General features: G+C 31.4%; 36 protein-coding genes. 21 read left to right on the top strand and 15 right to left on the bottom strand.

Features of this window, described 5'->3' with window-relative positions:
* Positions 1-578 precede the first annotated feature (578 nt).
* From AC6EJA_RS03500 to AC6EJA_RS03485, 4 genes are all read left to right on the top strand, one after another.
* Positions 579-725 carry a hypothetical protein gene (locus AC6EJA_RS03500; protein ID WP_320664799.1) on the top strand — a complete coding sequence of 49 codons (147 nt, stop codon included), beginning with the start codon at positions 579-581 and terminating at the stop codon, positions 723-725.
* Between the two features lie 175 nt (positions 726-900).
* Positions 901-2,157 (top strand): BaiN/RdsA family NAD(P)/FAD-dependent oxidoreductase, encoded by a 1,257-nt coding sequence (locus AC6EJA_RS03495; protein ID WP_498503210.1) that lies wholly within the window; start codon positions 901-903, stop codon positions 2,155-2,157.
* Between the two features lie 56 nt (positions 2,158-2,213).
* Positions 2,214-2,936 carry a Type 1 glutamine amidotransferase-like domain-containing protein gene (locus tag AC6EJA_RS03490; RefSeq protein WP_498503209.1) on the top strand — a complete coding sequence of 241 codons (723 nt, stop codon included), beginning with the start codon at positions 2,214-2,216 and terminating at the stop codon, positions 2,934-2,936.
* A 71-nt stretch (positions 2,937-3,007) separates the two neighbouring features.
* Positions 3,008-3,238: a hypothetical protein gene (locus AC6EJA_RS03485; RefSeq protein WP_498503208.1), complete on the top strand. Its 231-nt coding sequence runs from the start codon at positions 3,008-3,010 to the stop codon at positions 3,236-3,238.
* Positions 3,239-3,404: 166 nt separating this feature from the next.
* Here the strand turns inward: AC6EJA_RS03485 and AC6EJA_RS03480 are convergent, their stop codons facing one another.
* Positions 3,405-3,545, bottom strand: a complete 141-nt coding sequence (locus tag AC6EJA_RS03480) for a hypothetical protein (RefSeq protein ID WP_498503207.1) — start codon at positions 3,543-3,545, stop codon at positions 3,405-3,407.
* A gap of 402 nt (positions 3,546-3,947) precedes the next feature.
* Here AC6EJA_RS03480 and AC6EJA_RS03475 point away from each other — a divergent pair, with 402 nt between their 5' ends.
* Complete coding sequence (locus AC6EJA_RS03475) at positions 3,948-5,126, top strand: fatty acid desaturase (RefSeq protein WP_498503206.1); 1,179 nt, start codon at positions 3,948-3,950, stop codon at positions 5,124-5,126.
* A 13-nt stretch (positions 5,127-5,139) separates the two neighbouring features.
* On the opposite strand, the gene AC6EJA_RS03470 is transcribed toward AC6EJA_RS03475, so the two are convergent.
* Together AC6EJA_RS03470 and AC6EJA_RS03465 are read right to left on the bottom strand one after the other, a co-directional pair.
* On the bottom strand, positions 5,140-5,391 hold the full coding sequence (locus AC6EJA_RS03470) for a TIGR03643 family protein (protein WP_498503205.1): 252 nt from the start codon (positions 5,389-5,391) through the stop codon (positions 5,140-5,142).
* Positions 5,392-5,395: 4 nt separating this feature from the next.
* Positions 5,396-5,890, bottom strand: a complete 495-nt coding sequence (locus tag AC6EJA_RS03465; RefSeq protein ID WP_498503204.1) for a DoxX family protein — start codon at positions 5,888-5,890, stop codon at positions 5,396-5,398.
* An 818-nt stretch (positions 5,891-6,708) separates the two neighbouring features.
* Here AC6EJA_RS03465 and AC6EJA_RS03460 point away from each other — a divergent pair.
* Positions 6,709-6,978 (top strand): DUF8643 family protein, encoded by a 270-nt coding sequence (locus AC6EJA_RS03460; RefSeq protein ID WP_498503203.1) that lies wholly within the window; start codon positions 6,709-6,711, stop codon positions 6,976-6,978.
* 51 nt (positions 6,979-7,029) lie between these two features.
* Positions 7,030-7,161, top strand: a complete 132-nt coding sequence (locus AC6EJA_RS03455; protein WP_498503202.1) for a hypothetical protein — start codon at positions 7,030-7,032, stop codon at positions 7,159-7,161.
* A gap of 17 nt (positions 7,162-7,178) precedes the next feature.
* Here the strand turns inward: AC6EJA_RS03455 and AC6EJA_RS03450 are convergent, their stop codons facing one another.
* On the bottom strand, positions 7,179-7,901 hold the full coding sequence (locus AC6EJA_RS03450) for a type 1 glutamine amidotransferase (RefSeq protein ID WP_498503201.1): 723 nt from the start codon (positions 7,899-7,901) through the stop codon (positions 7,179-7,181).
* Between the two features lie 421 nt (positions 7,902-8,322).
* Here AC6EJA_RS03450 and AC6EJA_RS03445 point away from each other — a divergent pair, with 421 nt between their 5' ends.
* Positions 8,323-8,559, top strand: a complete 237-nt coding sequence (locus AC6EJA_RS03445; RefSeq protein WP_498503200.1) for a hypothetical protein — start codon at positions 8,323-8,325, stop codon at positions 8,557-8,559.
* A 326-nt stretch (positions 8,560-8,885) separates the two neighbouring features.
* On the opposite strand, the gene AC6EJA_RS03440 is transcribed toward AC6EJA_RS03445, so the two are convergent.
* The 3 genes from AC6EJA_RS03440 to AC6EJA_RS03430 form a co-directional block, all read right to left on the bottom strand.
* Positions 8,886-9,746: a DMT family transporter gene (locus tag AC6EJA_RS03440; protein WP_498503199.1), complete on the bottom strand. Its 861-nt coding sequence runs from the start codon at positions 9,744-9,746 to the stop codon at positions 8,886-8,888.
* Positions 9,747-9,845: 99 nt separating this feature from the next.
* On the bottom strand, positions 9,846-10,304 hold the full coding sequence (locus AC6EJA_RS03435; protein WP_498503198.1) for a peroxiredoxin: 459 nt from the start codon (positions 10,302-10,304) through the stop codon (positions 9,846-9,848).
* A gap of 22 nt (positions 10,305-10,326) precedes the next feature.
* A complete protein-coding gene (locus tag AC6EJA_RS03430) occupies positions 10,327-10,500 on the bottom strand; it encodes a hypothetical protein (RefSeq protein ID WP_498503197.1) in 174 nt (57 codons plus the stop codon).
* A gap of 612 nt (positions 10,501-11,112) precedes the next feature.
* Between AC6EJA_RS03430 and AC6EJA_RS03425 the strand changes: the two genes are divergently transcribed.
* Positions 11,113-11,316 (top strand): hypothetical protein, encoded by a 204-nt coding sequence (locus AC6EJA_RS03425; protein WP_498503196.1) that lies wholly within the window; start codon positions 11,113-11,115, stop codon positions 11,314-11,316.
* A 20-nt stretch (positions 11,317-11,336) separates the two neighbouring features.
* Here the strand turns inward: AC6EJA_RS03425 and AC6EJA_RS03420 are convergent, their stop codons facing one another.
* Together AC6EJA_RS03420 and AC6EJA_RS03415 are read right to left on the bottom strand one after the other, a co-directional pair.
* Complete coding sequence (locus AC6EJA_RS03420; protein ID WP_498503195.1) at positions 11,337-12,245, bottom strand: oxidoreductase; 909 nt, start codon at positions 12,243-12,245, stop codon at positions 11,337-11,339.
* A 74-nt stretch (positions 12,246-12,319) separates the two neighbouring features.
* Positions 12,320-12,514, bottom strand: coding sequence for a hypothetical protein (locus AC6EJA_RS03415; protein WP_498503194.1), 195 nt, complete (start codon positions 12,512-12,514; stop codon positions 12,320-12,322).
* A gap of 101 nt (positions 12,515-12,615) precedes the next feature.
* Here AC6EJA_RS03415 and AC6EJA_RS03410 point away from each other — a divergent pair, with 101 nt between their 5' ends.
* Both AC6EJA_RS03410 and AC6EJA_RS03405 read left to right on the top strand, forming a co-directional pair.
* Positions 12,616-13,071, top strand: coding sequence for a thiol-disulfide oxidoreductase DCC family protein (locus AC6EJA_RS03410; protein ID WP_498503193.1), 456 nt, complete (start codon positions 12,616-12,618; stop codon positions 13,069-13,071).
* A 29-nt stretch (positions 13,072-13,100) separates the two neighbouring features.
* Positions 13,101-13,580 carry a glutathione peroxidase gene (locus AC6EJA_RS03405; RefSeq protein ID WP_498503192.1) on the top strand — a complete coding sequence of 160 codons (480 nt, stop codon included), beginning with the start codon at positions 13,101-13,103 and terminating at the stop codon, positions 13,578-13,580.
* Positions 13,581-13,597: 17 nt separating this feature from the next.
* Here AC6EJA_RS03405 and AC6EJA_RS03400 read toward each other — a convergent pair whose 3' ends face one another.
* Complete coding sequence (locus AC6EJA_RS03400) at positions 13,598-14,554, bottom strand: aldo/keto reductase (RefSeq protein ID WP_498503191.1); 957 nt, start codon at positions 14,552-14,554, stop codon at positions 13,598-13,600.
* Between the two features lie 48 nt (positions 14,555-14,602).
* On the opposite strand from AC6EJA_RS03400, the gene AC6EJA_RS03395 reads away from it, so the two are divergent.
* Together AC6EJA_RS03395 and AC6EJA_RS03390 are read left to right on the top strand one after the other, a co-directional pair.
* Complete coding sequence (locus AC6EJA_RS03395; protein ID WP_498503190.1) at positions 14,603-15,364, top strand: MBL fold metallo-hydrolase; 762 nt, start codon at positions 14,603-14,605, stop codon at positions 15,362-15,364.
* Positions 15,365-15,449: 85 nt separating this feature from the next.
* On the top strand, positions 15,450-16,115 hold the full coding sequence (locus tag AC6EJA_RS03390) for an SDR family oxidoreductase (protein WP_498503189.1): 666 nt from the start codon (positions 15,450-15,452) through the stop codon (positions 16,113-16,115).
* Between the two features lie 19 nt (positions 16,116-16,134).
* Here AC6EJA_RS03390 and AC6EJA_RS03385 read toward each other — a convergent pair whose 3' ends face one another.
* Positions 16,135-18,033, bottom strand: a complete 1,899-nt coding sequence (locus AC6EJA_RS03385) for an ABC-F family ATP-binding cassette domain-containing protein (protein ID WP_498503188.1) — start codon at positions 18,031-18,033, stop codon at positions 16,135-16,137.
* A 141-nt stretch (positions 18,034-18,174) separates the two neighbouring features.
* On the opposite strand from AC6EJA_RS03385, the gene AC6EJA_RS03380 reads away from it, so the two are divergent.
* The 4 genes from AC6EJA_RS03380 (at position 18,175) to AC6EJA_RS03365 (ending at position 19,929) form a co-directional block, all read left to right on the top strand.
* A complete protein-coding gene (locus AC6EJA_RS03380) occupies positions 18,175-18,342 on the top strand; it encodes a translation initiation factor IF-2 N-terminal domain-containing protein (RefSeq protein WP_498503187.1) in 168 nt (55 codons plus the stop codon).
* 58 nt (positions 18,343-18,400) lie between these two features.
* Positions 18,401-18,568 carry a hypothetical protein gene (locus AC6EJA_RS03375; protein ID WP_498503186.1) on the top strand — a complete coding sequence of 56 codons (168 nt, stop codon included), beginning with the start codon at positions 18,401-18,403 and terminating at the stop codon, positions 18,566-18,568.
* A gap of 76 nt (positions 18,569-18,644) precedes the next feature.
* Positions 18,645-19,508 (top strand): NAD(P)-dependent oxidoreductase, encoded by an 864-nt coding sequence (locus tag AC6EJA_RS03370; RefSeq protein WP_498503185.1) that lies wholly within the window; start codon positions 18,645-18,647, stop codon positions 19,506-19,508.
* A gap of 241 nt (positions 19,509-19,749) precedes the next feature.
* Positions 19,750-19,929, top strand: a complete 180-nt coding sequence (locus tag AC6EJA_RS03365) for a Nif11-like leader peptide family natural product precursor (protein ID WP_498503537.1) — start codon at positions 19,750-19,752, stop codon at positions 19,927-19,929.
* 127 nt (positions 19,930-20,056) lie between these two features.
* On the opposite strand, the gene AC6EJA_RS03360 is transcribed toward AC6EJA_RS03365, so the two are convergent.
* On the bottom strand, positions 20,057-20,302 hold the full coding sequence (locus AC6EJA_RS03360; RefSeq protein ID WP_498503184.1) for a hypothetical protein: 246 nt from the start codon (positions 20,300-20,302) through the stop codon (positions 20,057-20,059).
* 233 nt (positions 20,303-20,535) lie between these two features.
* Here AC6EJA_RS03360 and AC6EJA_RS03355 point away from each other — a divergent pair, with 233 nt between their 5' ends.
* Entirely contained in the window at positions 20,536-20,967 is a 432-nt protein-coding gene (locus tag AC6EJA_RS03355) for a hypothetical protein (protein WP_498503183.1), read from the top strand.
* A gap of 79 nt (positions 20,968-21,046) precedes the next feature.
* A complete protein-coding gene (locus AC6EJA_RS03350) occupies positions 21,047-21,319 on the top strand; it encodes a SemiSWEET transporter (RefSeq protein WP_498503182.1) in 273 nt (90 codons plus the stop codon).
* Positions 21,320-21,619: 300 nt separating this feature from the next.
* Here AC6EJA_RS03350 and AC6EJA_RS03345 read toward each other — a convergent pair whose 3' ends face one another.
* From AC6EJA_RS03345 to AC6EJA_RS03335, 3 genes are all read right to left on the bottom strand, one after another.
* A complete protein-coding gene (locus AC6EJA_RS03345; protein WP_498503181.1) occupies positions 21,620-21,925 on the bottom strand; it encodes a hypothetical protein in 306 nt (101 codons plus the stop codon).
* A gap of 364 nt (positions 21,926-22,289) precedes the next feature.
* On the bottom strand, positions 22,290-22,544 hold the full coding sequence (locus AC6EJA_RS03340; protein WP_498503180.1) for a DUF8674 family protein: 255 nt from the start codon (positions 22,542-22,544) through the stop codon (positions 22,290-22,292).
* Between the two features lie 45 nt (positions 22,545-22,589).
* Positions 22,590-22,934: a hypothetical protein gene (locus tag AC6EJA_RS03335; RefSeq protein WP_498503179.1), complete on the bottom strand. Its 345-nt coding sequence runs from the start codon at positions 22,932-22,934 to the stop codon at positions 22,590-22,592.
* A 517-nt stretch (positions 22,935-23,451) separates the two neighbouring features.
* Here AC6EJA_RS03335 and AC6EJA_RS03330 point away from each other — a divergent pair.
* Positions 23,452-23,640: a hypothetical protein gene (locus tag AC6EJA_RS03330; RefSeq protein WP_498503178.1), complete on the top strand. Its 189-nt coding sequence runs from the start codon at positions 23,452-23,454 to the stop codon at positions 23,638-23,640.
* Between the two features lie 70 nt (positions 23,641-23,710).
* Positions 23,711-24,379, top strand: a complete 669-nt coding sequence (locus AC6EJA_RS03325) for a DUF3386 domain-containing protein (protein WP_498503177.1) — start codon at positions 23,711-23,713, stop codon at positions 24,377-24,379.
* The last annotated feature ends 64 nt before the right edge of the window (positions 24,380-24,443 follow it).

Genomic DNA, 24,443 nt, shown 5'->3' with positions numbered 1-24,443 from the left:
TGATCATCTAAAAAATTTTATCCGATCAAATTAGATTTGATAAGGCACTCCACTCACAAGGTAAAAAAGCTAGCTCTGCTAGAGAGATTTAATATATTTCTAACTCTTAAGGATTTGTTTTCAGTCCTGAAGAGTTGAAATCATGAATTTGTAGATACAATCTCAGGCTGACATGCGAAGAAGCAGGACACTAACCTTTCTTATAGTTTTGGAGTGAGTGGTAATTAGCTAGAAATTTAAATCTAGACCTTATGAGTTGTGACTTCGGCTTGCGAGATAAAACGGCTTATTATTTTTAAATGTCTCAAGATTTCTGTATTACCATTAGGAAAGAGGAAAATTAATCGACTCTCGGCTATTTTTTGCCCCTATCTTATTAATGATGAATTTCTTACAAAGTAGGCTCTTATCGGTCTAACTCCTCTTTATCCCCCATTGTCATTGAAGTTTGGGCGTTGAGGGTGGTGTATTCGAGCTTGAAAGTATGATCATAAGTTACATCCCGATTACAAAATCAATATGTTTTGTGCTTTTTCTTCCATCTCCAAGTAACTTTGCATGATGATTTTGTAATTCTCATGCTTACTACTTTTGCTGGACTAACAAGTACACCAGCTCCTACAGCAATACTTGTCGGCATTGCCTCAATTGTTCTATTCGCCATCGTTGGAGTAATGGTGGGTCCTGACTACGATGGAATGAATGCCCCTGAGGTAAAAAAATAGATTTTTGATCTCTAATTAGATTTCTTAAAGCTCTCTCTTATGGGGGCTTTTTTATTGTTTTTGTGCATTCTTAGAAGTTTATTAAAAGTATAAATTTTCAAAACGAATAAGTTTTCAAAGAAAAAATTGAATTGTATTATTTATCTAGAGAAGTTGCTTTTGAATTTAGTAACGAATGCCAGGTATAAATGGTGATTGTAATCTAGCCGTTATAGGAGGTGGTGCTGCAGGCTTTATGACTGCTCTAAGAGCTGCAGAATCAGGTCTTAATAATATTGCAATTTTTGAGTCCACTAAAAGTCACCTTCAAAAAGTAAGGATAAGTGGCGGGGGAAGATGCAATATTACAAACGCTTGTTTTGAGAACTCTGATTTAGTAAATAACTATCCTCGAGGAAAACTTTCACTTAAAGGAGCTTTTTCTAGGTTTTCAACTAAAGACGCGGTCAGTTGGTTTGAGAAGAGAGGTTTACAATTAAAAATTGAGAATGATGGCCGAATATTCCCTAGATCAAATACCTCTAAAGATGTAATTAACTGTCTTATCAAAAATGCTGAAGAACACAATATTTCTTTTACAACAAAAATGGAGTTAGTCGATGTTAAAAATTTAGTATCTGAAAACTTGTTTCAGCTGGAATTTAAAAATGGTTTAATTCTCAAAACTAAAAAATTATTGTTAGCAACTGGATCTGGGAAAATAGGAAAGAAAATTGCTCAGAAACTCGGACATAGATTAATTCAAGATGCACCATCTCTTTTTAGCTTTAAAGTTTCTGATACTAATCTCTCTAAACTTAGTGGAATCACGGTTGAGGGTATAAAAGTTAAATTAATAACTAAATCAAAAAAATTTGTCGAACAAGGTCCAATATTAATAACACATAGGGGAGTTTCTGGGCCAGTTATTTTAAAACTATCTGCTTTTGCAGCTAGAGAATTATACTCTTTAAATTACTCTGGTATTATTAAAATAAATTGGATTAATAAATCTTTTGATACAATTAGGAGTTTACTTTTTGATTTTAGAGATAAACACTCATCTTTGTTTATTCATAAATACTATCCATTTAAAAATATATCTAAAAGATTATGGGCCTTCTTTTTAGAAAAAAATAAAATTTTTATTAATCAAAGGTGGTGTGGTTTATCAAATAAGGAGATAAATAGATTAGCAAGACTCTTAGAAGACAATACTTATCAAATAATTGGGAGAGGTCCTTTTGGCGAAGAATTTGTTACTGCTGGTGGTGTTTCTTTAAAACAAATTAATTTTTCTACTATGGAAAGCAGGCTATGTAAAGGATTATATTTTGCTGGAGAAATCTTAGATATTGATGGTATCACAGGTGGGTTTAATTTTCAGCATTGCTGGACAAGTGGATGGATTGCGGGGGAGGCCGTCGCTAGAGCAATTTTATTTTCAAGCTAATTTAATTAAGACTTTTAAAGTGATACAGAGGCTTATTGTAGAATTGAAATAAATTAATGAAAGAATCATCACTTGAAAGTACAAAATCAGATAGGCATATAGTTGCTATTGGCGGCGGAGGATTTGGGAGATCAATAGGAAAGTTGAAAATCGAAAGATATATTAGAAATTTAAGTAATTCTCAAAAACCAAATATCTGTTTTGTCCCTACAGCGACTGGAGATAGCGATTCTTATAAAGTAAATTTTTATAGTGCATTTTCATCACTTGAATGTAATCTGAGTCATATTGACTTTTTTAAGCGAACCATAAATCTAGAGGAGCATATTAGCCATCAAGATATCATTTATGTCGGTGGCGGAAATACAAAAAGCATGCTGGGTGTCTGGAAAGAGTGGAATTTTGATCGCATCCTTTCAAGCGCATATAGAAGGGGAGTCATTATGAGTGGAGTCTCTGCTGGTGCCATTTGTTGGTTTCAAAGGGGTATAACTGATTCTTTTAAAGATGATTTATCAATAATGAAGTGTTTAAATTTTGTTGATGGTACTTGTTGTCCTCATTTTGATGAAGAAAAAAATAGAATCCCATATGTGGAGAGAAAGCTTGTCGATAAAGATATAAGCGAATGTATAGCTATTGAGGGTAATTGTGCATTACATATTAAAAATGAAACTCAAATGAAATCAATCGATTTTGGTGAAGGGAAAAATAGCTATGTATTAAAAATCAAAAATGATAAAGTTGAAAAACATAAGATCCCAGAAAAATTTCTATAGTCTTTTGCAATTAATTTGTTTTTGACCTAAAATTTAATTTTAGATATATGGATTTAAAAAAAATCTTTAACTTGAATAATTACACTTGGTGGCGTAATCATAGAAAACTTGTGACCTATTCAGGATTGTTAATTATTTTTTCGGCGTTTGTTTATCCTGTGGTTCAAGAAGCCAAAGATAAAAATAAATGTATAAGTATTGCCCAAAAAAGATTTCTTGAGGAATCTGCTGAAAAAAATCAGTTAGCTAAGGACTCAGCATTTGTTCTTGCGTATCAAGTTTGTAATCATAGAAGTCAATAAGAGAGAAAAATTTTTTGCTCATGAGAATTTTTTGCTCATGAGCGCCAGATTATCTTAAATTTTTAAAATATTATGAGCTGGATCTTATGAGCAACACTTTACTTTAAGTGAGGCTTCTATCAGCAGCAGTTTTATCAAAGTACTCCTTTTGATAAAACTCATAAACTTATTCTTCTTCAAATTTGCTTAAGTTTGGCCCAGCGATAACTCCAACTAGAACAAAAAGAACAAGCGATGCAATTCCAGCAAAGATAGCAGAGGTACTTGGTTCACCAATCGCGAACGTCGTGAATGTGAGTTGTGACATGAAAATCTAAGATTTTAAAATCGATAACCAATGGAGCATACAAAATAAGTGATCATTGCAGACAACAAGGCCTTAAATCTTCTTATTTAGTTGATTTTTGTAATCATGTCAGACAGGCTTTATTTATCAAATGCTAGTCCTAGACTACTTTTTTTCTTAGTACTGTTCTAATCTGAATATTTTGGTCCCTTCATTTATTGCGATCTGAATTTGAATAAAAAGCTTTTTTAAGGTTAATTTTTTTACTTTGCAACCATTTAATTTTTTCTCAACCCTAATTTTGTTTCCTTTAATTCGATAATCCATTACTATTAAAAACATATAAGAAGTTAATCACTTCCTAAAGAGCCTTATTTTGCAATAAGCAATTTTGGTTTCAAATGCTATAGATTTCAAAAAATTGTGGCAATTAATTCTGGATTAGAATTCTCTGAAAACGTACTTCTCTCAGGCTTGAGAGGAAAAGCGCTAAACATTGAGAAGGGCGATATCCCATCAATAAAACAAATTACTGCAGCAATTTCGCCAGAGTGCTTCAGAAGAAATACCCTAGCTTCTATTGGATTTTTACTTCGCTCAATAGTTATTCAAATTTTTGTTGTATTAATTGGATTGAAAATTCCTCTTTCTCAAGAATTTATCCCAATCTGGGGTATTTATGCTTTTATCTCGGGAACTACAGCGATGGGTTTCTGGGTTTTAGCGCATGAATGCGGACATGGAGCTTTTTCCGATAACCGAAAACTAGAGACCATGGTTGGATACTCATTACATTCAATTCTTCTGGTGCCATATTTCTCTTGGCAAAGATCTCATGGGATTCATCATAGATTTACTAATCACATCACAGATGGTGAAACACATGTTCCATTAGTTATTGGCAAGAAAAAAATTGGAGAAAAGGAAGGTGGAGACAAGGAAATTCGCCTGTCTAAGAAATTAGGGAAGGTACAATATGGAATTGTACAGTTAGTTTTACATTTAATATTTGGGTGGCCTGCATATCTTTTAACAGGTGCAACGGGTGGGCCAAAGTATGGAACTTCTAATCATTTTTGGCCAGTTAAACCTTTTTCTAAGAAACTATGGCCATCAATCTGGGCAAAAAAGGTTTGGCTATCAGATTTTGGTGTAGTTGTGGTTTTATTTTTACTTTTATGTTGGGGATTGAATTATGGATTTGCCTCTGTGATTGCAATATATTTTTGCCCCCTTCTTGTAGTGAATTGTTGGCTTGTCATTTACACATGGCTTCACCATACAGACACAGATGTTCCACATCTTGCTGGATCAGAATTCTCTTTCGTAAGAGGAGCTTTTTTGTCTATCGATAGACCTTACGGCAAAATTATTGATTTTTTACATCATCGAATAGGATCAACGCATGTTGTACACCATATTTTCCCCTCTATTCCTCATTACCATGCAAGGAAAGCTACTAATCAAATAAAGAATGCTTTTCCGGATGTTTATCTATATAATCCCACCCCTGTTTATAAAGCTCTTTGGAGTATAGCTAGCAATTGTATTGCAGTTAAAGTCGATCAAACAGGAGAAAGATATATATGGGAAAAAATGTAAAGCTTGTTTTTGTTTAAATTTTGTTGGCTGACTTAAAACGAATAGATTTGGAAAATGCTAGATGTTTGGTTTTTCTACCGGTAACTCTTTTTCTCCAAAGCTTAAATGATGAAGGCTTTAAATTTGACCGCATGATTTGTTTTACTTCTTTTTCTTTCAAACCAAATTGGTAGAAAATATCATCAAAACAAGTACGGTCTTCCCAAGCCATTTCAATAATTCTATCTACAACTTCTAAATCTAGAATTTGAGATATTTTAGTCATTCAATTATATTGCGGACTTAATTGAGTTTTTTTCTTCTTTGAAAAATAGCTCTATTCTATCAATTTTCTTTTTAAGCCTTGACTCGAAAATTCTTACGATTAATTCATCAAGTGAAAAAATTCCTGGCCCTGCAAGCAAAATAGCAATGGCTAAGGCCTCATATAGTGCTAAAAGTTCTAAAAGATAAATATTAAAACCTGCTGTTACCAATGAGTGATAAATAGCAACACCAATGGTTCCAACAATTGAAGCAGCTCCCAATCTTGTTCCTATTCCTAAAATTATTAACCAACTACCACCTATCTCTGAAGCTGCAGCTACGTAAGATAAGAGGATGGGAAAAGGCAAGTGGAGAGGCCTGACAAAAGCGTCTGCAAAATTTTCGATATTGGCTAATTTTTCGAAGCCGTGGTGGATTAGGAATGACCCAGTCAAAACTCGCATGACGAGTAATGCAGTGTCAGTAGAAAAAGACTTAGTAAGTATGGTTTTGATCATTCAAGGGTTGGAGCATGCAGACACCTTAAAAAAGAATTTTTTTGAATGTGGATTTCAGAGCCTTATTTTACAAATTACACTACAGTCTCTTACTAAAAAAATTGAGTTGCATAAGTAGAAATTTAGATATTGATTATGAAAAACAAAGAATTACATTCAAAAGTCGTGCATTGCAGTGATTTTGTATATCTTTTCTTAATAATCTCAGGTCGCGATTTTGTCTTGCATTGAAGATAATTTAAATGAGGTCCATTTATCTGAGCTTGATGGATCTCAAATCATACTAATTACCAAATTGTCTACAAAAGAAAAAGTCGACTCCAGTTCGTGCAAAAATTGTGGAGGCAGTGGATATAAAAAATCTGCCCCAGATGTATATACAACTTGCTTGTGCTGTTTAGGTACCGGTAAAAACTAACGACACTATATGTATTTTATAATCGTACAAATAATTCAAACAAAAATTTCTTCTCAGTAAATTATGTTCGGTAAATATCACCTTTAAATCTCATCAACAATCTCTTTTTTTTGTAGAACATATACAGATTATTTTTTATCATGAAATTAATTACCCCTTTCACTATTGTAAATAAAAAATTTAGAGACATAATACAAGTCGTTCCGTTGGTATCTTCAAAATTTAAAACTTCTGATTCTGAATCTAATTACTCACATTCAGTGCACAGAAGAAGGGATTTGGATGCTCTTTAAGGTTGTCTAGGACTTGGTTAGTTTTTTAGGTACAAAATTTATCAATCTTCAATTCCCTAGCCTCACGAAAACTAATAAATTTCGTTATTGTTTAATTTTTAAATAATATGTTCACAACTTTTACCTTCCTCCTTTCAAGTATTATGTGGGTTCAAGTGCCACAATGGAGTGATGATTGGTCCAAGTGTGCAGTTGACGTTCCAGATGCGGCCTGTCACTGGTACGTTACTGCCCCTGATAATACATTTGGAAAAGGTTTTAGTTGGGAGAATGCTCCCTGGTTCAATGCAAGTGGTCTTAACGATGTCCCAAAAATTTCTAAGTCTAGTGCACTGGAAAAAATTCAAAATAATAAATCATTAACAAATAAAATTTGAATTTAATACAATCATTTCAAATAATCTTTAGTTTTAAATTCATTACTTTCAATGGCTAAATTAAAAAGAGATAAGGAAGTTGATCCTAAAATTCAAAAAGCTGTTTTATTATTTTTTGGTTTAGGTCCTATCCTTGCAATGGGTTGGTTTTTAACCTCACAAGGTTTTTTTAATAGCCCGTAAAGTTATTGCTGGTAAAACTAACAAGGCATTAAAATATTAAACAATCCGTTTATTAATTTTAACCTGTTTTTTTTGCTTTTTTGGGAGTATTTAAGTTCCTGCTGGTAAAGAATACTTTGAGCTTTTTTACCTAATGCCCTACATATAAATTCACGGTCATTTTTAATCCATTCTTTAATCATTATGTTATCTGTTTCAATATGAAATTGTAATCCAAATGCTTTTGCACCAATTTTAAAAAATTGCTCTTCACATAGATCACTTGAAGCAAGTTGCTTAGCATGTTCTGGAAGAATAATTCTATCCTCATGCCAATGAAGAACATCTAGAGGAGACTCAAAAAAACTCATGATAGCCTCATGATTACTGTTGGAACAAGATTTGACTTTTCCCCAACCAACTTCAGCTATAAATTTTTGATTGCGAATATCTTTTAGTTTTTCTATTTTTCCGCCTGCAGCAAAAGCAATTAATTGTGCACCGAGACAAACCCCAATTAACCCAATTTCTTTATCGAGTGAATATTTTATAAGGTCCAGTTCATTTTTCATCCAGGGGTATAAAGGTGAGCTGATATCTTTAATACCCATACTGCCGCCCATTATTAGGATCACATCACCTTTTTTGGGTTTAGGAAGCCTGTGACCAAGATACAAATGACATGTATTCACTTCTAAGCCTTTCTGCTTAGCAACCTCTACAAATAAGTTTGCCCTCTCTCTCTTGAGATGTTGTAGCACATGTAGTTGCTTCAAAGTCAGGTAAATAAAAGTAAAGATAACAAGCAAATCATAATTTACATGCGATTATTTTAAATATATGCTCTTTAAAAATGAATTTATTATTGATGATTATTGGAGCATCCCTAACCATAGTTGCTCTAACTTTTTTTTATTTTCTGAATATTTATAAGACAAAGATCAAGAGTATTTACTCTTAATTTAAAATAATTAATAGAATTATTATTAACTAATAAATATTAATACAATAAAATTTTAAGGTAATTTCGGTTTTGTTACAAATTTTATTTTCCATAGCTAAATACTTTATTGACTGGATCGATTATATTTTCTAAATTAAAATAGTTATGTATCTATTAAAAAAGCTTTTTAAACTTTTTATGGGTATGTATCTTATAGGATTATTTATCCAAATTTAAATATGTACTTTACTGCTTCTGAGGATGAGAATGAAGAGATGATTTGGAGCAAGATATTGAAAAATCTTGACTCAGAAATGGCTAGAGAAGTTTGCGCCTCTTCTTCTAGTTTTTACAGGACAGCTGATGGAGTGGAATGCGCTATAAGAAAATCAAATGGTGAATTGATAGCTAATTGCTATTCTGAATCGGACAGAATGGGGACAAGGAGATGGTCATTCGTTTTCGCGAATAGTTAATTTCTCACAACTTATTAGTTCCTATTTTTAGTAGCTCAAGAAATAAATATAGCTTTGAAATCGACTTTAATCCCCTTTATATATATAATTTAGAATTTATCCTCAATTTTTTGAAGTGAATACAATATTCTTATGTTGATTATAAACCTGTATACTTTTAAAAGTTCATAGAAAACTAATGTTTGGTCCTTTAGATCCCGTCCAGCAAGTTTTTTTTGGAATATCACTCATTGCTATCATAATGCTTGCAACTGTAGCATTTATGGTAAGTAGTGATGGTTACGAAAACAGTGATAGACTTAAAAAGCTATTTAAAAAGTAAATTATTATAAGAATGTTATAACGACTCCAAGAAAAGCAGTAAATGTCAATAGGATACTATTGACATTTATATTATCCTTTTCCTTCTTTGCAAAAAATAGTGAAAATATTGGAGATGTAGAAAGAATTGTCCACCCTATTCCAATAGGCAATGTTTTAAAAACAACTTGTTGTAGGTATATTCCTAAATTAGTCCCCAGTAAAGATGATATGAAAATGTTTAATTGTCTTCTTTTACTAGATTCAATTAAAAATAAATCTTTACTTATGTCATTAATGATAATTAAAAAAATAAATCCACCAACTAATCTTATGGCTGTAGTATTTAACGGGTTTATATTATATTTTACTAAAATATATCTAGATAAAGATCCACCAATTACAGCACAAAATATTGAGGCAAAGGCAAAAATGACGCCATTTTTACTATTATTTTCATTGTATTTATTTATTGACCTATCTTGATATATAATCAAAATAAGTGAGATAGTAACTATAGATGAACCTAAAATCATTTGTAATGAGGGGCTCTCATTTAAAACTAAGAAACCTATAAAATTCGCCATCAAAGTAGATAAAGACTCAATTGAGAGTGTTTTTCTTGTTCCAATCTTTTTTAAAGATGTTATGTAAAAAGAATCTCCAATACCAATGCCAATTAATCCACTAAACAATAGAAGAAAAAAATCTTCACGATTTAATGATATTTCAGGATAAAAGAGAAAAGGAGAGAAAAATAAAAGAGCTATAAATGTTTTCAAAAAGTTAATTCTTTTTGGACTTATTTTGTTAGTCTCTGACTTCCATAAAAAACAAGCAATTGTCCAACTTATTGAGGCCCCTATACCGGCAATTAAACCCAACATTTATTTATATTATTTTATAATAATAATTTTAAAAAAATAGTTAGCCATATATATAATATTTTTTCATATTATTTATTTAAGAAAGAGAATCAATAAATATTATTTAACTTGAATTTCTTTAAGAACTCTTAATGCCTCTTTTATGTGAGCAGGTCCATTAAGTAAATCTTCAAATATATGCCTTACGTAACCTTTCGAGTCAACAATGTAAGTGACCCTTCCTTCAATCAGTCCAAGAAATTTTGGCACACCGAATTGTTTCCTAAGTAGATTGTTAACGTCGCAAAGAAGGGGATATGGCAAGTTGTTTTTATTTGCAAATGCAAGGTGACTAGAACTATCTCCATTACTTACTCCCCATACTTCTGCTCCAAGAACTTTGAAAAGATCATATTTATCTCGGAATCCGCATGCTTCGATGGTACAGCCAGGTGTATCGTCTTTTGGGTAAAAAAACAAAACAAAAGGCTTACCAGAAAGTTGATTGTTGTTTCTATTTTTTCCAAATTGATCTGTAAGGGAAAATTCTGGAATTTTATCGCCGACTTTAATTGACATTTTCTTGATAGTGTTCGTTTGATTAGCGATTTGCGACTTGGTAAGCAGGAATCATCATGCCAGAGTCATCATCATCATCATCATTGAAACTACCGAAGAAAACTTCAAATATTATCAAAACAGCAAAAGGGTAGAAACACCATAGTATTGATCTCCAAACAGGTAAACTTTCTACAGCATTCTGGAGTTCAATCATTAGTTCCAATAGATTAGGCAAATATTACATGTTTTTTTTGGGGGACGTGGTTAATTTTTTGTATGAAACTGTATAAAATAATAAATTTTTGAATACATTCATTAACTATTCAGAATAAAAATAATCTAAATATCCCTTAAGTAATTTCCTTTTAGTGTGTAAAACTTACTCTAATATCATAATGATAAATTAGCAAATAGAGCTCAAACCCTAATGTTTTCAATAAAAAAGCCTATATTTGATACTCAAAGTGGGCTAAACAGAAAAGGTGATGCTTCACAATAGTTTACATTATGTGTTATATTTCTTTATAAGCAATCACGCGGAAAAATTTGTACTGATGATTTTCACTCATCTTCAGAAATTTCTGTCACCGGTTCAATAGGGATTTCGGTTTCACGTACCTGATTCCACCAGAAAGCTTAATTCAGTTTATCTAAAAACCGTAACGCCTTATGCGTGATTCCTTTATGCAAATTTTTATTTTTTACAATGGAACTTAATCCTTTCAAACCAATTTTTCAATCTTTCAAAAGATTCTTTAAGTAATTAAATAAAACTAAAAAAATTATAGAATTTGAATTGGTAAAATCATTTTTCTAGTCAACAGGGATGAAATCTGGCCTTTTAAATTTTATTTCGGTATTTCTAGCCGTAATAACTGGTGAAATCGCTGTCAATTTCTTTTATGGATTTTTTAGCCAATGTGTTTCTTCGGACCAATATGGGTGTGCGGAAATTAGAATTAATTGCGTTAAAAATAATCTTAAACAGCCAGCAACAGTTCTTTCTTGCCTGAATGAACCAAAAATATGATTGTTGAATAAAAATATTGTTTAGATATGTTCCTCTATTAATTTCATGCTAATTTCCCAAAGTTTTTGACCTGATTTCACATTTTTCGCGTAATCTGAAACTCTACATAATTTAGGATATCCTCTAAAGTTCCACTTAGGCCCGTATTGCTCTCCTCCCTGGACGGTATGGTTTGTGGCTGCAAACAATTGTGGCAAAGCACCCATGATTGGTGATTGCATAAATGGTGATATTAAATCAAGCAGAAATTCATCGATTTTTGAGGGATTATGTTTTAGTGAATTTTTCTGTAAATTTGTTTTTGCAATTCCAGGATGTGCAAGCAAAGAGATAACAGAGTTTTCTTTTAACTTGAATATTCTCTCTAACTCCAATGCAAAAAGAACATTACATAATTTACTTTGTGCGTAGCAAGCCCATTTGTCGTATTTTTTATTTCCTTGCAAATCATCCCAATTTATCTTTGCCAGGTATTGTGCGGCAGATGTAACTGTAACGACTCTGGAATCTTTACTATTTTCGAGCAGTGGTAACAGTTCAATTGTTAATGCCATATGGCCAAGGTGGTTTACTCCAAATTGACTTTCAAATCCCTGCTTAGTTAAGTTATAAGGAGGGGCCATAATTCCAGCATTATTTATCAATACATCGATTTGAGAATAAGAGCTTTTTAATTTATTAGATGCTGTTTTTACTTTTTTTAAGTCATTTAAATCTAACTCTATAGTGTCGATAACCCCGTTATGAGATTTTTGCAGCAAACTTTTCTTAGCCGACTCTGCCTTTTTGATTGATCTACATCCCAATATTACAGTCGCACCTTTGCTGAGTAAAATATCTGAGGTTTCAAAGCCAAGTCCACTATTGGCTCCAGTTACAAGATAAGTTCTGCCAGACTGATCAGTAATGGAATCAGTGTTCCAAATCATGAATTGTCAACACTAAAGCTTTAAATCTTACTTAATTTATTTTTATTTCGTGATTAGAGAATAAAGAATGTTTTCTACTTTTGTTCTTTTTTAGTTGCTTTTTGGGCCAATTCAATCAATATATTTTCCATATCCCCTTTTTTATTTAACTTTTCATTTGATTTTATATTCTCCAAATAAAATTTGAGTATTGCCGAAATGAAAAATAACCCAATAAATGCCCAAAATAATCTTTCAATAATTAGTAGTGCAGGATTTCCAATTGGCATAATAATTCTACGCTTTTGACAAAATAATTTTTGGTGATTATAACCAATTCACTCAAGAATTTTCGTTATGATTTAGCAACAGACTCGAAAAGCCCCTTTTGATGAAAAAAGACAAAATTTCTGATAATTCCAATAATTTAGAATCTAAAAACAAAATCGCACTGACCATTCTTTTTGATGGTGGCTGCCCTCTATGTCTTAGGGAGGTTAAATTTCTTAAATCAAAAGATAAAAAAAGTAATTTAGAATTTATCGATATTGATTCTGTTGATTACTCCCCTAAAAAATACAATGGAATTTCTTATAGAAAAGCAATGGGAAAAATTCATGGAATAAACTCATATGGACTTACAATTGAAGGTATTGATGTATTCGCTGAAGCTTATAAATCTATTGGGTTGGGATGGATTTATTACCCTACAAAGATTATCTTTGTCAAAAAAGCTGTGAGTAAAGTCTATGAATTCTGGGCAAAATACAGATTAACCGTCACTGGAAGGCCATCAATTGACAAATTATGTGAGTGTAGAGAGACAAAAACACAAAATATTCACTAGAGTTGCAAAAAATTTATTCATTTGATTCCATGCAAATCGATGTCTCTAACACCTTGATTGAATGCGCTGACGGTAGCAAGAAGAAATTAGGCGAATACAGAGGGAAAGTCCTTTTGATAGTTAATGTTGCAAGTATGTGCGGAAATACTCCTCAATATAAGGGGTTACAAGAACTACAAAACAAGTATGGAAACAAAGGCTTTGAAGTTTTAGGTTTTCCTTGTAATGACTTTGGTAATCAAGAACCTGGAAGTTTATCTGAAATAAAGGAATTTTGCACTTTGAATTATGGAGCTAAATTTGAGATTTTTAACAAAGTACATGCAAAGGGCGCAACAACTGAACCCTACACAACTCTCAATAAAACAGAGCCAACTGGAGATGTGTCTTGGAATTTTGAGAAATTCCTAGTAGGAAAAGATTCAAATGTAATTGCAAGGTTTCAGCCCAGAACTGAACCTACCAGTGAAAAACTTATAACTGCAATTGAGGTTGCTCTAGATTCTTAATTTTATGCTTCCATATTTTAATTACTTTGGAAGGGATTCTCAGGCATTTTATCTATACATTCTTCGCTAAGTAAATCTAATGTTTCTTTCTCATTTTTTGACAAATTCCAAGTTAAAGCTTGAATAATTTCTCTCGCTTGCGATGTTTTTCTAATACCTACTATTGGATTGACTCCATGTGAAATAGTCCAATTTAGTGCAACCTGAACTTGGGAAACTCTTCTATTAGTAGCTATATTAAAAAGTTCTTCTCTTAAAATCTGACTCTTGGGAATCAACCTTTTATATAAAAGATTTCTTCCAATCGTTAAAGTTTGTAGATTATTATCTGGACTCACAGCAAGTATACCCAGAGCCAAAGGGCTGTATCCCCAGAAACCTATATTAAGGTTTTTGCAAAGCGCCTTGATTTTATTTTTACCTTTGTTATTGGGGGACAATAAGGAATATTGTGTTTGAAAAGTTTTAATTTGAATATTACGTTTTTTTAGTCTTTTACTAAACCATTCCAATCTTTTTTCTCCCATATTAGATATACCTATTTCAAACCTTTCACCACTTTCACAAAGATCACATAAACCATCAATAAGATCAACCTCTTGCCATGGAAAATATCTTGACGTACTCCAGTGGAGTTGAACAATGTCAAGTTTTCCTTTTAGTCTTTTTTTACTTGAAAAATATGCTTTCTTAAAACCTCTTTTTCCTTGACGCCAAGGATAAGGTGCCAATTTTGTAGCAACTGTTATTTTATTTTTATCCGAATCTGGAATTATTTCAAGAAATTTACCTAAAAGCTCCTCACTCCTTCCATTGTTTTTCCCTGTCCCATAAGAGTCTGCGGTGTCTATAAAATTCAACCCGCCTTTGATTGCTAATTTTAAGGAATCTCTAAGTTCATTATCGTCTATAGGGTTGTAACCCCAAACCAATTCATTCCCCCATGCCCATGTGCCTATTCCAATCATCCCCATTTTTGATAAAAATTTTATAGTCTAGTAAATCTTATCTGTGTTACTGATGTGACTCTTTATGCAACTTATTTTGGTTCAAGTAGCTGGTTAATAGAGTTTGAAAAAATGAGAGTTCTTGTTGATCCCTGGTTCACAGGAAATCTTTCTTTTCCACCGGGTCCATGGTTAATAGAAGGAAAATTGAACTCACAATTTGAATTGCCGCCTAACCTTGACTTGATCCTATTAACTCAGGGGTTAGCAGATCATGCTCATCCGAAGACGTTATCTATTATTCCAAAACATGTTCCTGTTTTCGGATCATTTTCAGCAGCATCAGTTGCTAATGAATTAGGTTTTGAATCAATAGATGCTTTAAAACCCCAGGATTCGAAAACAATAAATGGTCTAGAGGTCATAGCAACAAAAGGAGCACCTGTTCCAAGTTTTGAAAATGGTTATCTTTTGTCTGATGGCGAGGCAAATATCTACATTGAACCTCACGGATATCTTGATAAAGATTTAGCTTCTAAGGACTTAGATGCTGTGATAACACCAGTTGTTAATCTCAAATTACCTTTAGCTGGAAAATTTATACGTGGTAAAGATGTTCTTATTGATCTTGTTGAACTTTTCAATCCTAAGGTGATTTTTGCTAGCACGGTTGGTGGTGACGCAAGTTTTTCGGGTATTGTTAATGACTTAATAAAAGTTGAGGGCTCAAACGAGCAGGCCAATGAGTTACTTACAGGAAAAACACATTTTATTGATCCTCTCCCTGGAAAAAGATATAAATTAGAAACAGAGAAAGGAATTCGTAACGGATTTTGAATTATTAAGTATTATCGCGAAAATTAAAGATTTATATTGAGAGGTTAAATTATTTTACTAAAGTACAAAGAGTTTTTTAGGTTTTTTGGCTACTTATTTAATAACCGGAGCTAACAGGGGAATTGGATTAGAATATTGCAGACAACTAAAAAAGTTTGATCATCAAATTATAGCTACTTGTAGAGAATCAAGCGAAGCCTTAAATAACTTGAATGTTAGAGTTGAAGAAAATATAGACATTAGTTCTGGTGACTCAGTATTAGGTCTTTTGAAAAGATTACAATTTATCAATATAGACGTGATGATACTTAATGCAGGTATATATGAGAATAATAGTTTAGAATTATTAAACCCAGAGAGTATATTAAGACAGTTTGAAGTTAATGCACTTAGTCCTCTATGTATGGTTAAAACTTTTCTGAAAAGAATTAATAGTGGAGGTAAAATTATTTTAATGACTAGTAGGATGGGGTCTATTCAAGATAATACAAGTGGTGGTTCTTATGGTTATAGAATGTCTAAAGTTGCTCTTTGTATGGCAGGAAAATCATTGGCAATTGATTTAAAGGCAAAAAATATTTCAGTGGCTATTCTACATCCAGGTTTGGTAAGTACCCGAATGACTGGTTTTACTCCAAATGGAATTTCTACTGATGAATCTGTTTCTGGCTTGTTAAGTGTTATTGATAATTTAAACCTTCAAAATAGTGGCTCTTTTTGGCATGCTAATGGACAAATACTACCCTGGTAATAAATTTAAAAATAGAAAATCAAATCAATTTTTCATTGATTTCTAGCCATTTTTCTTCAAGAATATCAATTTCTTTGACGAGATCTGCAAGTTTGTTGCTTAGTTCATCAATATTTCCCTTATCTCCTTTAATATTTTTTTCTATTATTAGTTTTTCTTTTTCTAAGAATGGTAAATTAGTTTCTATAAATTCTAATTCTTTTTTCTCTTTGAAAGATATTTTCTTAATAGAGGTATTTCTGCTTTTATTATATATTTTTTTGTTTTGTGATTTTAACTTATCTAAACTTTCATTTTCCTGAATAGAGATAGTTTTTTCTATGAAATCTGAATAGTTACCCTCATATCGTCTTATTTTTTTATTTGTTATGTTAAAAATTCTGTTTACTACCTTGTTAAGAAAGTATCTGTCATGTGATATTACTATTATGCAACCATTAAATTTTTCAAGATAGTCTTCAAATACATTCAATGTATCAATATCTAAGTCATTAGTTGGTTCATCTAAAAGAAGTATATTTGGTTTTTGTATTAGTATTTTACATATATTTAATCTTCGTTTTTCTCCGCCTGATAACTTAGATATGGGTGCATGTTGTTGAGCTGGTGTAAATAAAAATCTTTCAAGTAACTTTGATGCGCTTATCTTGGTTTTATTAATTTCTATAGTTGAGCCCACTTCTTCTATATAGTCAATAACTTTTCTTTCTAATCCTTCTCTATCAAATAAATCTATAGTGAATTGATCTAAGTAACCTATCTTTACAGTATCTCCATGCTTTACGCTCCCAAATGATGGAAGAATTCTTTTTGCGATTGTATCCATAAAAATGGATTTGCCACTACCATTTTCTCCTACTATGCCAATTCTATCTGTTGGAGAGAAACTATAATTAAAATCTTGAATTAGAGTTCTTGCTTGACTTGACTTACCTATTTTTATTGTGAGGTTTTGTATTTCGATTACTCGTTTCCCAATTTTACTTGAATTTAATTCAAGCTCAAGTTTGTCATTTTTTTTAGAAATATTATTTTTTCGAATATCATTAATTCTGTTTATCCTTGCTTTTTGCTTGGTACTTCTCGCTTTAGCTCCTTTTTTTAGCCAGGCTAGCTCTTTCCTAATAAGAGCTTGTAATTTTTTTTCTTTATTGATATCAATTTTTTCATCTTCTAATTTCTTTTGAAGGAAATAAGAGTAATTACCTTCATAAGGTTTTAATTTACCATCTTTAACTTCTAAAAGTTTATTTGTAATTGAATCTAAAAAATATCTGTCATGGGTTACTAGTATTAAAGCACCTTTAAAATTCTTCAACCAATTTTGTAGCCACTCCGCAGCTTTGGAATCTAAGTGGTTTGTAGGTTCATCCAAAAGAAGAACATCGGGGTTTTTAATCATTGCAGATGCAAGACCTACTCTTTTTCTATATCCACCTGATAATTGACAAATAGGACTTTTAAGATCAGTTATACCAAGTCTAGTTAGTATTTCTGTACATTCTCTTTCTAAATTCCAGGCATCATATTGATCCATTTGATCAACAATATTACCAAGCTTTTTTATGTTTAATGGATCCTCAGGTTTAACAGATAATTCCTTATTAATTTCACTATATTTAAGAAGTAAATCTTTTTTTTCTCCTTGATTTGATAATACTTCATCTAATACGGAATTTCTTGAATTATCCAGAATGCTTTGACCTGCGAGTGCAATTCTAATTGATGCTGAACATTCTCTTCTGCCTCTATCGAGTTTCTCGTTACCTGCAATGATTTTTAATAAGGTGGATTTTCCAGATCCATTGGAACCAATTAAACCCAATCTTTCTTTTTGATTTATATGAATATCTATATTTGAAAAAAGATTTTTGATTCCGTAATCTTTTGACGCATTAAATAAGCTTATTAAACTCATATTTAATTTAGAATAATAAACTTTTTGTTCTAAATCTCACGAATAAAAGAATATACATTCATTTTTTTCTAAAGCTTTTTCATTTTATACTATAATACAAATATAGTTAAAATAAAACTAAATTAAAATCTTTTTTGGGAAATGAAATTTAGAGTTAAGGAATTAGCTAGTGCCCTTGAAGTAGACAGTGCTGATATACTCGCTATTTGTTCGATACTTAAACTTCCTGCAACTTCTGTTCTAAGCTCCTTATCTCTTCAACAAGCAAAAAAAATAACGGATTACTATGAGGAACAATGCAAAAATTGATTTTTTGCATTGTTAGGACATATTATTATTGTCATTATTGAACTCAATTTTTATCCTAATGACTAAAAACAACCTCACTGAGGAGCAACTGGCAGAAATTTGTGAGGATGCCTTTGTTAATATCAAAGAGGCATGTTTAACTCTGCAGGAGAAAACAAAGTGTTCTAATAAAGTTGTTATTGATATGCTAAATAACGTTGTCGAATATTACTCTTCTCAATCATAAAAAAAATTATTAAATTTCAGTTCAATTTTAGTTGTAAGTAATAAAATTGTACATATAGAATGAAAAAAAAATTTAATTGACTATTGATTGCGCTTTTATTGGCCTTGGTTCTATGGGCTTACCAATAGCCGGTAATTTAGTAAAAGCAGGTTTCAGACTTAAGGTTTACACAAGAAATCGAAAGATTTATAGTTCTCGAATTTTGGATGGCTCAAAAACTGCTGATACTCCAAAAAGTGTTGTCAAAAACTGCAATTTTTTATTCCTTTGCTTGAAGGATGCTAAAGCTGTAAAAGAGACAATCTTTGGGAAGAATGGAGCAATTGACCACTTTGATAAAGATTGCTTAGTTGTCGACTTATCCACGATAAGTCCATCAGAATCTCGAGAAATCTCTAATGAACTTGCCTTAAAAGGTATTAGATATTTAGACGCTCCTGTTACTGGTGGGACAGAAGGGGCCAAGCTTGGAACCTTATCAATTTTTGCCGGCTGTGAAAAAGATGATTATCCAGATTTAATCCCTCTACTTGAATCTATTTCAAGCAAGACTTATTTTTTTGGTGCTATCGGCAAAGGTCAAGAAGTAAAAGCATTAAATCAAATACTTGTGTCCGGTTCCTACTTAGCCTTGGCTGAGACAATTTCTATGGGAAATAGACTTGGATTGCCTATGTCAAAGGTTGTAGAAGCCTTGAAAGGAGGAGCGGGAGGATCTTGGGCATTGTCTAATCGTGCTGAAAATATGATAAGAGGTGAATATCCTTTGGGATTTAAAGTTAGCTTGCATCATAAAGACCTTACGATTGTTTCCGAACTTGCGGATCAATTAAATATTGAGCTGCCCTTAACAGAGACAGTTCGAGAGCTTGAAAACGCACTAATTGAAAGGGGTTTAGGCGATTTAGACATCTCATCTTTAAAGAAACTATTTGACTAATCTACAAATCGTAAAGATCAGGAAATTATTAATTGAGATCTTTATTATGTATGAGCACTACCTGTAGTGTTAGGTGATATAAAATTGATGCTATATGTGGGGGCTTGATTTTCTTGTCTTAATGCATTAAAAATAAGGTCCCCATCACCCAGGCCCTGGAACCTCTAGGGTCTTTTTTATTTCTTGGAAATTGTGGAGATTAGCTTTGTCTATTGATGACATAAAAAAATTTTTGCTTGCAATGCAAAGTGATAACGAGCTCAAGACAAACGTATTGGCAGCCTCAACTGCTGATGATGTAGCGCAAATAGCCTCGAAATTAGGTCTAGAATTTTCTGGTGATGAACTTCTACGTTTCTCTGGTAAAAAAGTAGGAAAAGTAACTGTTAGGAAAAAGGAGATTCCTGGCGAATATAATTAATATTGAAAAAGAAAAAAGCTTAAATAAATTTGTTTAAGGCATAGGAAATTATAGTTTTTAAAAAATTCTCAGCACAATTTATTAGATTCTTCTTATGCTGATCCAATTTGTGACTGGTTGTTTTTAACTAGCTATCGAGCTTAAAACCTTTATCAAGTAATTTTTGGTAGAGTAATCTTGCTCTGAAAGCAAGAATTGTTTCCTCATTCTGAGGAGTTCTTATGATGAAATAATGCTCGTCCAGTTTATTTTTGGAAAAAACTACTGTTTCGATTCCATTTTTTAAAACCCATTCATCGTTTTTTGCTAGTTTTTGATCTGGCCCACCATCCCAAGGACATTTTTCAGGGTACTTTTCTCTCCTTGTTGCCATTGCAAATTAGACACCTACATAAAAAATTTAACAAACTTTTGTGATATTGACATCATTTTTTGGCCTCTCCTAATTTAAGGGGCTCGATTTCATACACAAAAAATTAAAAATAGTTATTTACTATACTCAATTGCAATATTAAAAATATTTAAGAGTTTTGTTTATTTTAATGGGGAATTATAAATATAAGATAGAAATAAAATGAACTTTTTATTATTTGGCAATTAATTTCTATGGCTAGATTAAGCTCAATTAGAAGGTTTTACTCTCCAAGAAAAACTTTTTTTAATTTAGTATTTTACTGTTTTATATCTCTTTCTCTATTTATTTGCATTGGTACAGAGTCTGCCTCGGCAATTGATATTAAAAGTTCAGACATAAAAATATATAATAGGTTATCCAATAAATTCTCCAATAAATTTTGCAATGCAATTGGTTTTGGACTTTCTAGTGATAGTGCTCTCAAATTCTCGGTTGGTGAAAATAAGAAAGAGAGATCAAAAAAAAATAAAATAATAGATCTTGATACAGATTATTTGTCAGAGCAGATTTCTACTGAAATTGTTGAGAATTGTGGCTATAATATTGGATATGAAGGTTTTGAAGGAATAAATAAGTTTAAGGAGTATATTTTGAAAAATAAAGTTATTGATAGTTTTAAATAAAATTATTCTTAATAATATATTTTAAAAATAAAGTTTTTACTTTTATTCGCTAGCATTATTTTGTAAAATTGACTTCTTAATGTCCTTTGAATCAATCTTCTCGCCTGATTTTTATGGTTTTGCGGCTGCTGTTTTAACTACTGTTGCTTTTTTACCTCAGCTTTTAAAAACCTGGCGAACGAAATCGGCTGAGGATGTTTCTTTTTCTATGTTGATCCTTTTTTTAACGGGTGTTTTGTGTTGGATTATTTATGGAGTGTATATAACTTCGATACCAGTTATTTTGGCTAATGTATTGACTTTTATTCTTAATGCCTCAATTTTATTTCTTAAAATACGTTATCGAGTTTAAATTCCTTACTAAAGAATTGGTAAAACATTTAAACTAAACCTCTATTGTTCTCGCCAAAAAATTCAAACGTACCGAGCTCAATGAGGCTAAAAGACTTACTACTATACTTTTCATATCTTTCTTTATTTTTTTGATTTAATATTTTACAAGTTCTTAATAAAATTACTTCAAAAATATTCTGCAGTAGGTTTTGTGGATTAATAGCGAATTAAAAATTTTCAAAAAAAAATGTAAGAATATTTATAAAATCATTGTAATGATTTTCTCATCTAATCTATTCAACCAATTTTTTATTTTATTTCAACTGTTAGAAACAAGACCAGAAGCAAAAAGAGCGTCAAATATTCTCGCTCTTCGGCTTTTCCCAGATTCAACGGGTCTTAATCTATCTAATATTGCAGCGTTGCAAACAATCCAATAACTGCCTCTTGGTAGGTCCGCTTGATCACAAACAATTGCTGGTGCAATATTTGGAAAACGATTGTAGTGAAAAGTGTTCAAAGAATCCAACCAGCATCTGTCTAGAAAATCTAATTCTCTATCGGTCAACTTTTGAGAATAACAATAATTCTCCAATACTGAACATAAATTCAATGAAGCAAGCATTCGGATACATCAACTACATGAGTGAAAAAATAACATTTAAAATTGTGTTGGTTAGAAAATATTTCCTTTAGTGATTATTAAGAAATTGACCAAACCGAAGAGTCAGCCACAGATGAGTCCAACCTGAGACATTAAGGCTAGTATGAGTCTATGGAAGCTTGGCACAGCTTTGTCTAGTGAAACTAGAAAAATGAGAAGTGAAACGCATGTCATTGAAAGATATTGAGCCCAATGAATACCCAGCTTGTCTAAGCCTGAATTATTGAAATCAGCGTAGCTCATCTTTAGTAAATAAGATTTTAGTAACCTTAACGGAAAAATTTATTAATTGTCATTTTTTTTACATCGAAATAATTTTGATGTATCAAGAGTAAAAAAGTATGACCAATCCTTTTCTTAAATCATGGGACTCTGTCTCTTCCCTACTCAAGTCCAATCCAATTTCTAAACCTTCCTTAGCAGCGTCTTCATAAATTTTAGAAGTGTTTTGTTTTTGATTACTTTTTTGAGTAGCAGCTATTCCTATGGGAGTGGCATGCCATATAAATTTAGAAGTTTCACCTATTGGAGGTTCTTTGAGAGAGTCCTCTAATAATTTCTTGATCGAATTACTTGCCAATGTTTTTTAAGACCATATTTTCCTGTAGAGGGAAAAAATTTTGAATTACGCAATCTTTTCTTCTTCCTCTTCAATTATTTCCATTAAATTTGGGGAAAATTCAGATAGGGTTAAATCATTGCTTTCAAAATCTTTAGAATTTTCGAAATTTACTAAATTATTTGATAGATCGTTATTAGTATTTTTATTTTTTTCAAGTGATAGATCGCTCAGAACATCTTTAATTAATAGCGTTAGTAGATTTTTAAAGTTTTTAATTAATGCTTTTGAGTTCGAAGCCATAAAACTTAGAGTTATTTCTATCTCTGCCTGATTTTTCCCCTCACTTTTCAAAGCGAATAAAGTAAGACCAGCTATAGAAAAAGAAAACAAAAAGAAAATTAGTAGCATTTTTAATTAATTATTCCCTCAAAGTTTCTCTTAGTAAAAATTCAAAGCAATACTGATTCTGCTTTAACTACACTTTTCGACACATAATAAATGTAAAATCAGCGATTGAACAAATTAGCCAACCCAAGAGCTTCCTTTTAAATGAGCGAAATCTCTAATTATTTATAGAACTTAATTGTTTTTGCATCAAGTGCGGTCTAGCTCTACAAAGAAAAAGTAATGTTTTATAAAGACTTTATTGGTTAAAGTGGCAATTTCTACTAGCTTTTAAGTAAAACCATAAGCCTATAAAAGAATGCTTTTATACCTACATAACTCAAATCAAATTTTTAAATATGAGAGCCCAGTCTTTATTTTGATTTTAATAATTGGAATTTTATTTACTTCAATGACAATGTATGTCTTTATTAATGTGTCAACTAACCAAGAATCATTAAGTGAGAAAAAAGCCAGAATTATAAAAAGAGAGCAACAGCTTAAAAAAATAGCAAGTCTTTATCCAAGCAAAAATACGTAAATGACAAGAGCACTCACCTCCCTTACAAGAAATAAACTTGAAAAGCTTATCCTCAAAATTAGCTGTGGTTTAGAAGTTTCTTTAGGTGAAAGGATATTTCTAAATAAATATGCTGCTTATCATCCATTTTTATCTAAAAAGCTTGAGGAAGCCTTAATGAAAAAAGAAAACTTCTCAAATGATTCATGAATGTGTGAACATAGAAACTAGGCATGGATTTTTCTTTATAGTATTATTAAATTATTAAATTAAATTGGATATGTATGATCACAATTCAAATCAAGATCTAGCTATTGGTGATGATTGTAGGCATATATTTAAGCAAGCATATGAAAATAGATACACATGGAATTCTGATTTTAACGGAATTAAAGGCAACTTCCATGGTTCCATAGGGGAGGATATTTTTAATGGTAATTTCTCAATAGACAAGAATTTCAAAGTAAATATTAGTGATTTCTCAAATTCAGATATAGAAAAAGCAGTTAAATCGCAACTATGGGAAATTTCTATTCATCGTGTTAGACGCTCATTTGAGGATGTACATGGAGAGAATACTTTTTCAGTTTTAGGAATTGATAATGATGAGATAGAGGTTCTTGTTGGAGGTAAAAGTTCTGGAGATGTCTATAAAGTTAAAAATAAAGTTATTACAATGGTTAAAAGGCATATTCATAATCACCTGATTGTTATTCAAACTCAGAATATTTTTGATACCAGAAATGGATACTTGTCCAATTCTTATACTAGTCAGTACCATAATCCCGAGACAAAAAAACCAATAAAACCAATTTCCAAATTTAAAGATGAATTTACTTTTGTAAAATCTATAGGACTTTGGTTTCTATCAAAAAGAATTATTTCAACTATTAACAATGGTAAAGAGATAACCGAGCTTTATAAATTTGATGAATTAGTAAAAATTTAAAAATATTCTTTTCAAATATTATCTTGGCAAATATCATTTCAGAATTAATTCTCAGATTTTTACT

The sequence above is a fragment of the Prochlorococcus sp. MIT2309 genome (genome assembly GCF_059772305.1).
Note: the sequence above shows the minus strand (reverse complement) of the source record. Positions and strands in the feature narration are given on the sequence as shown.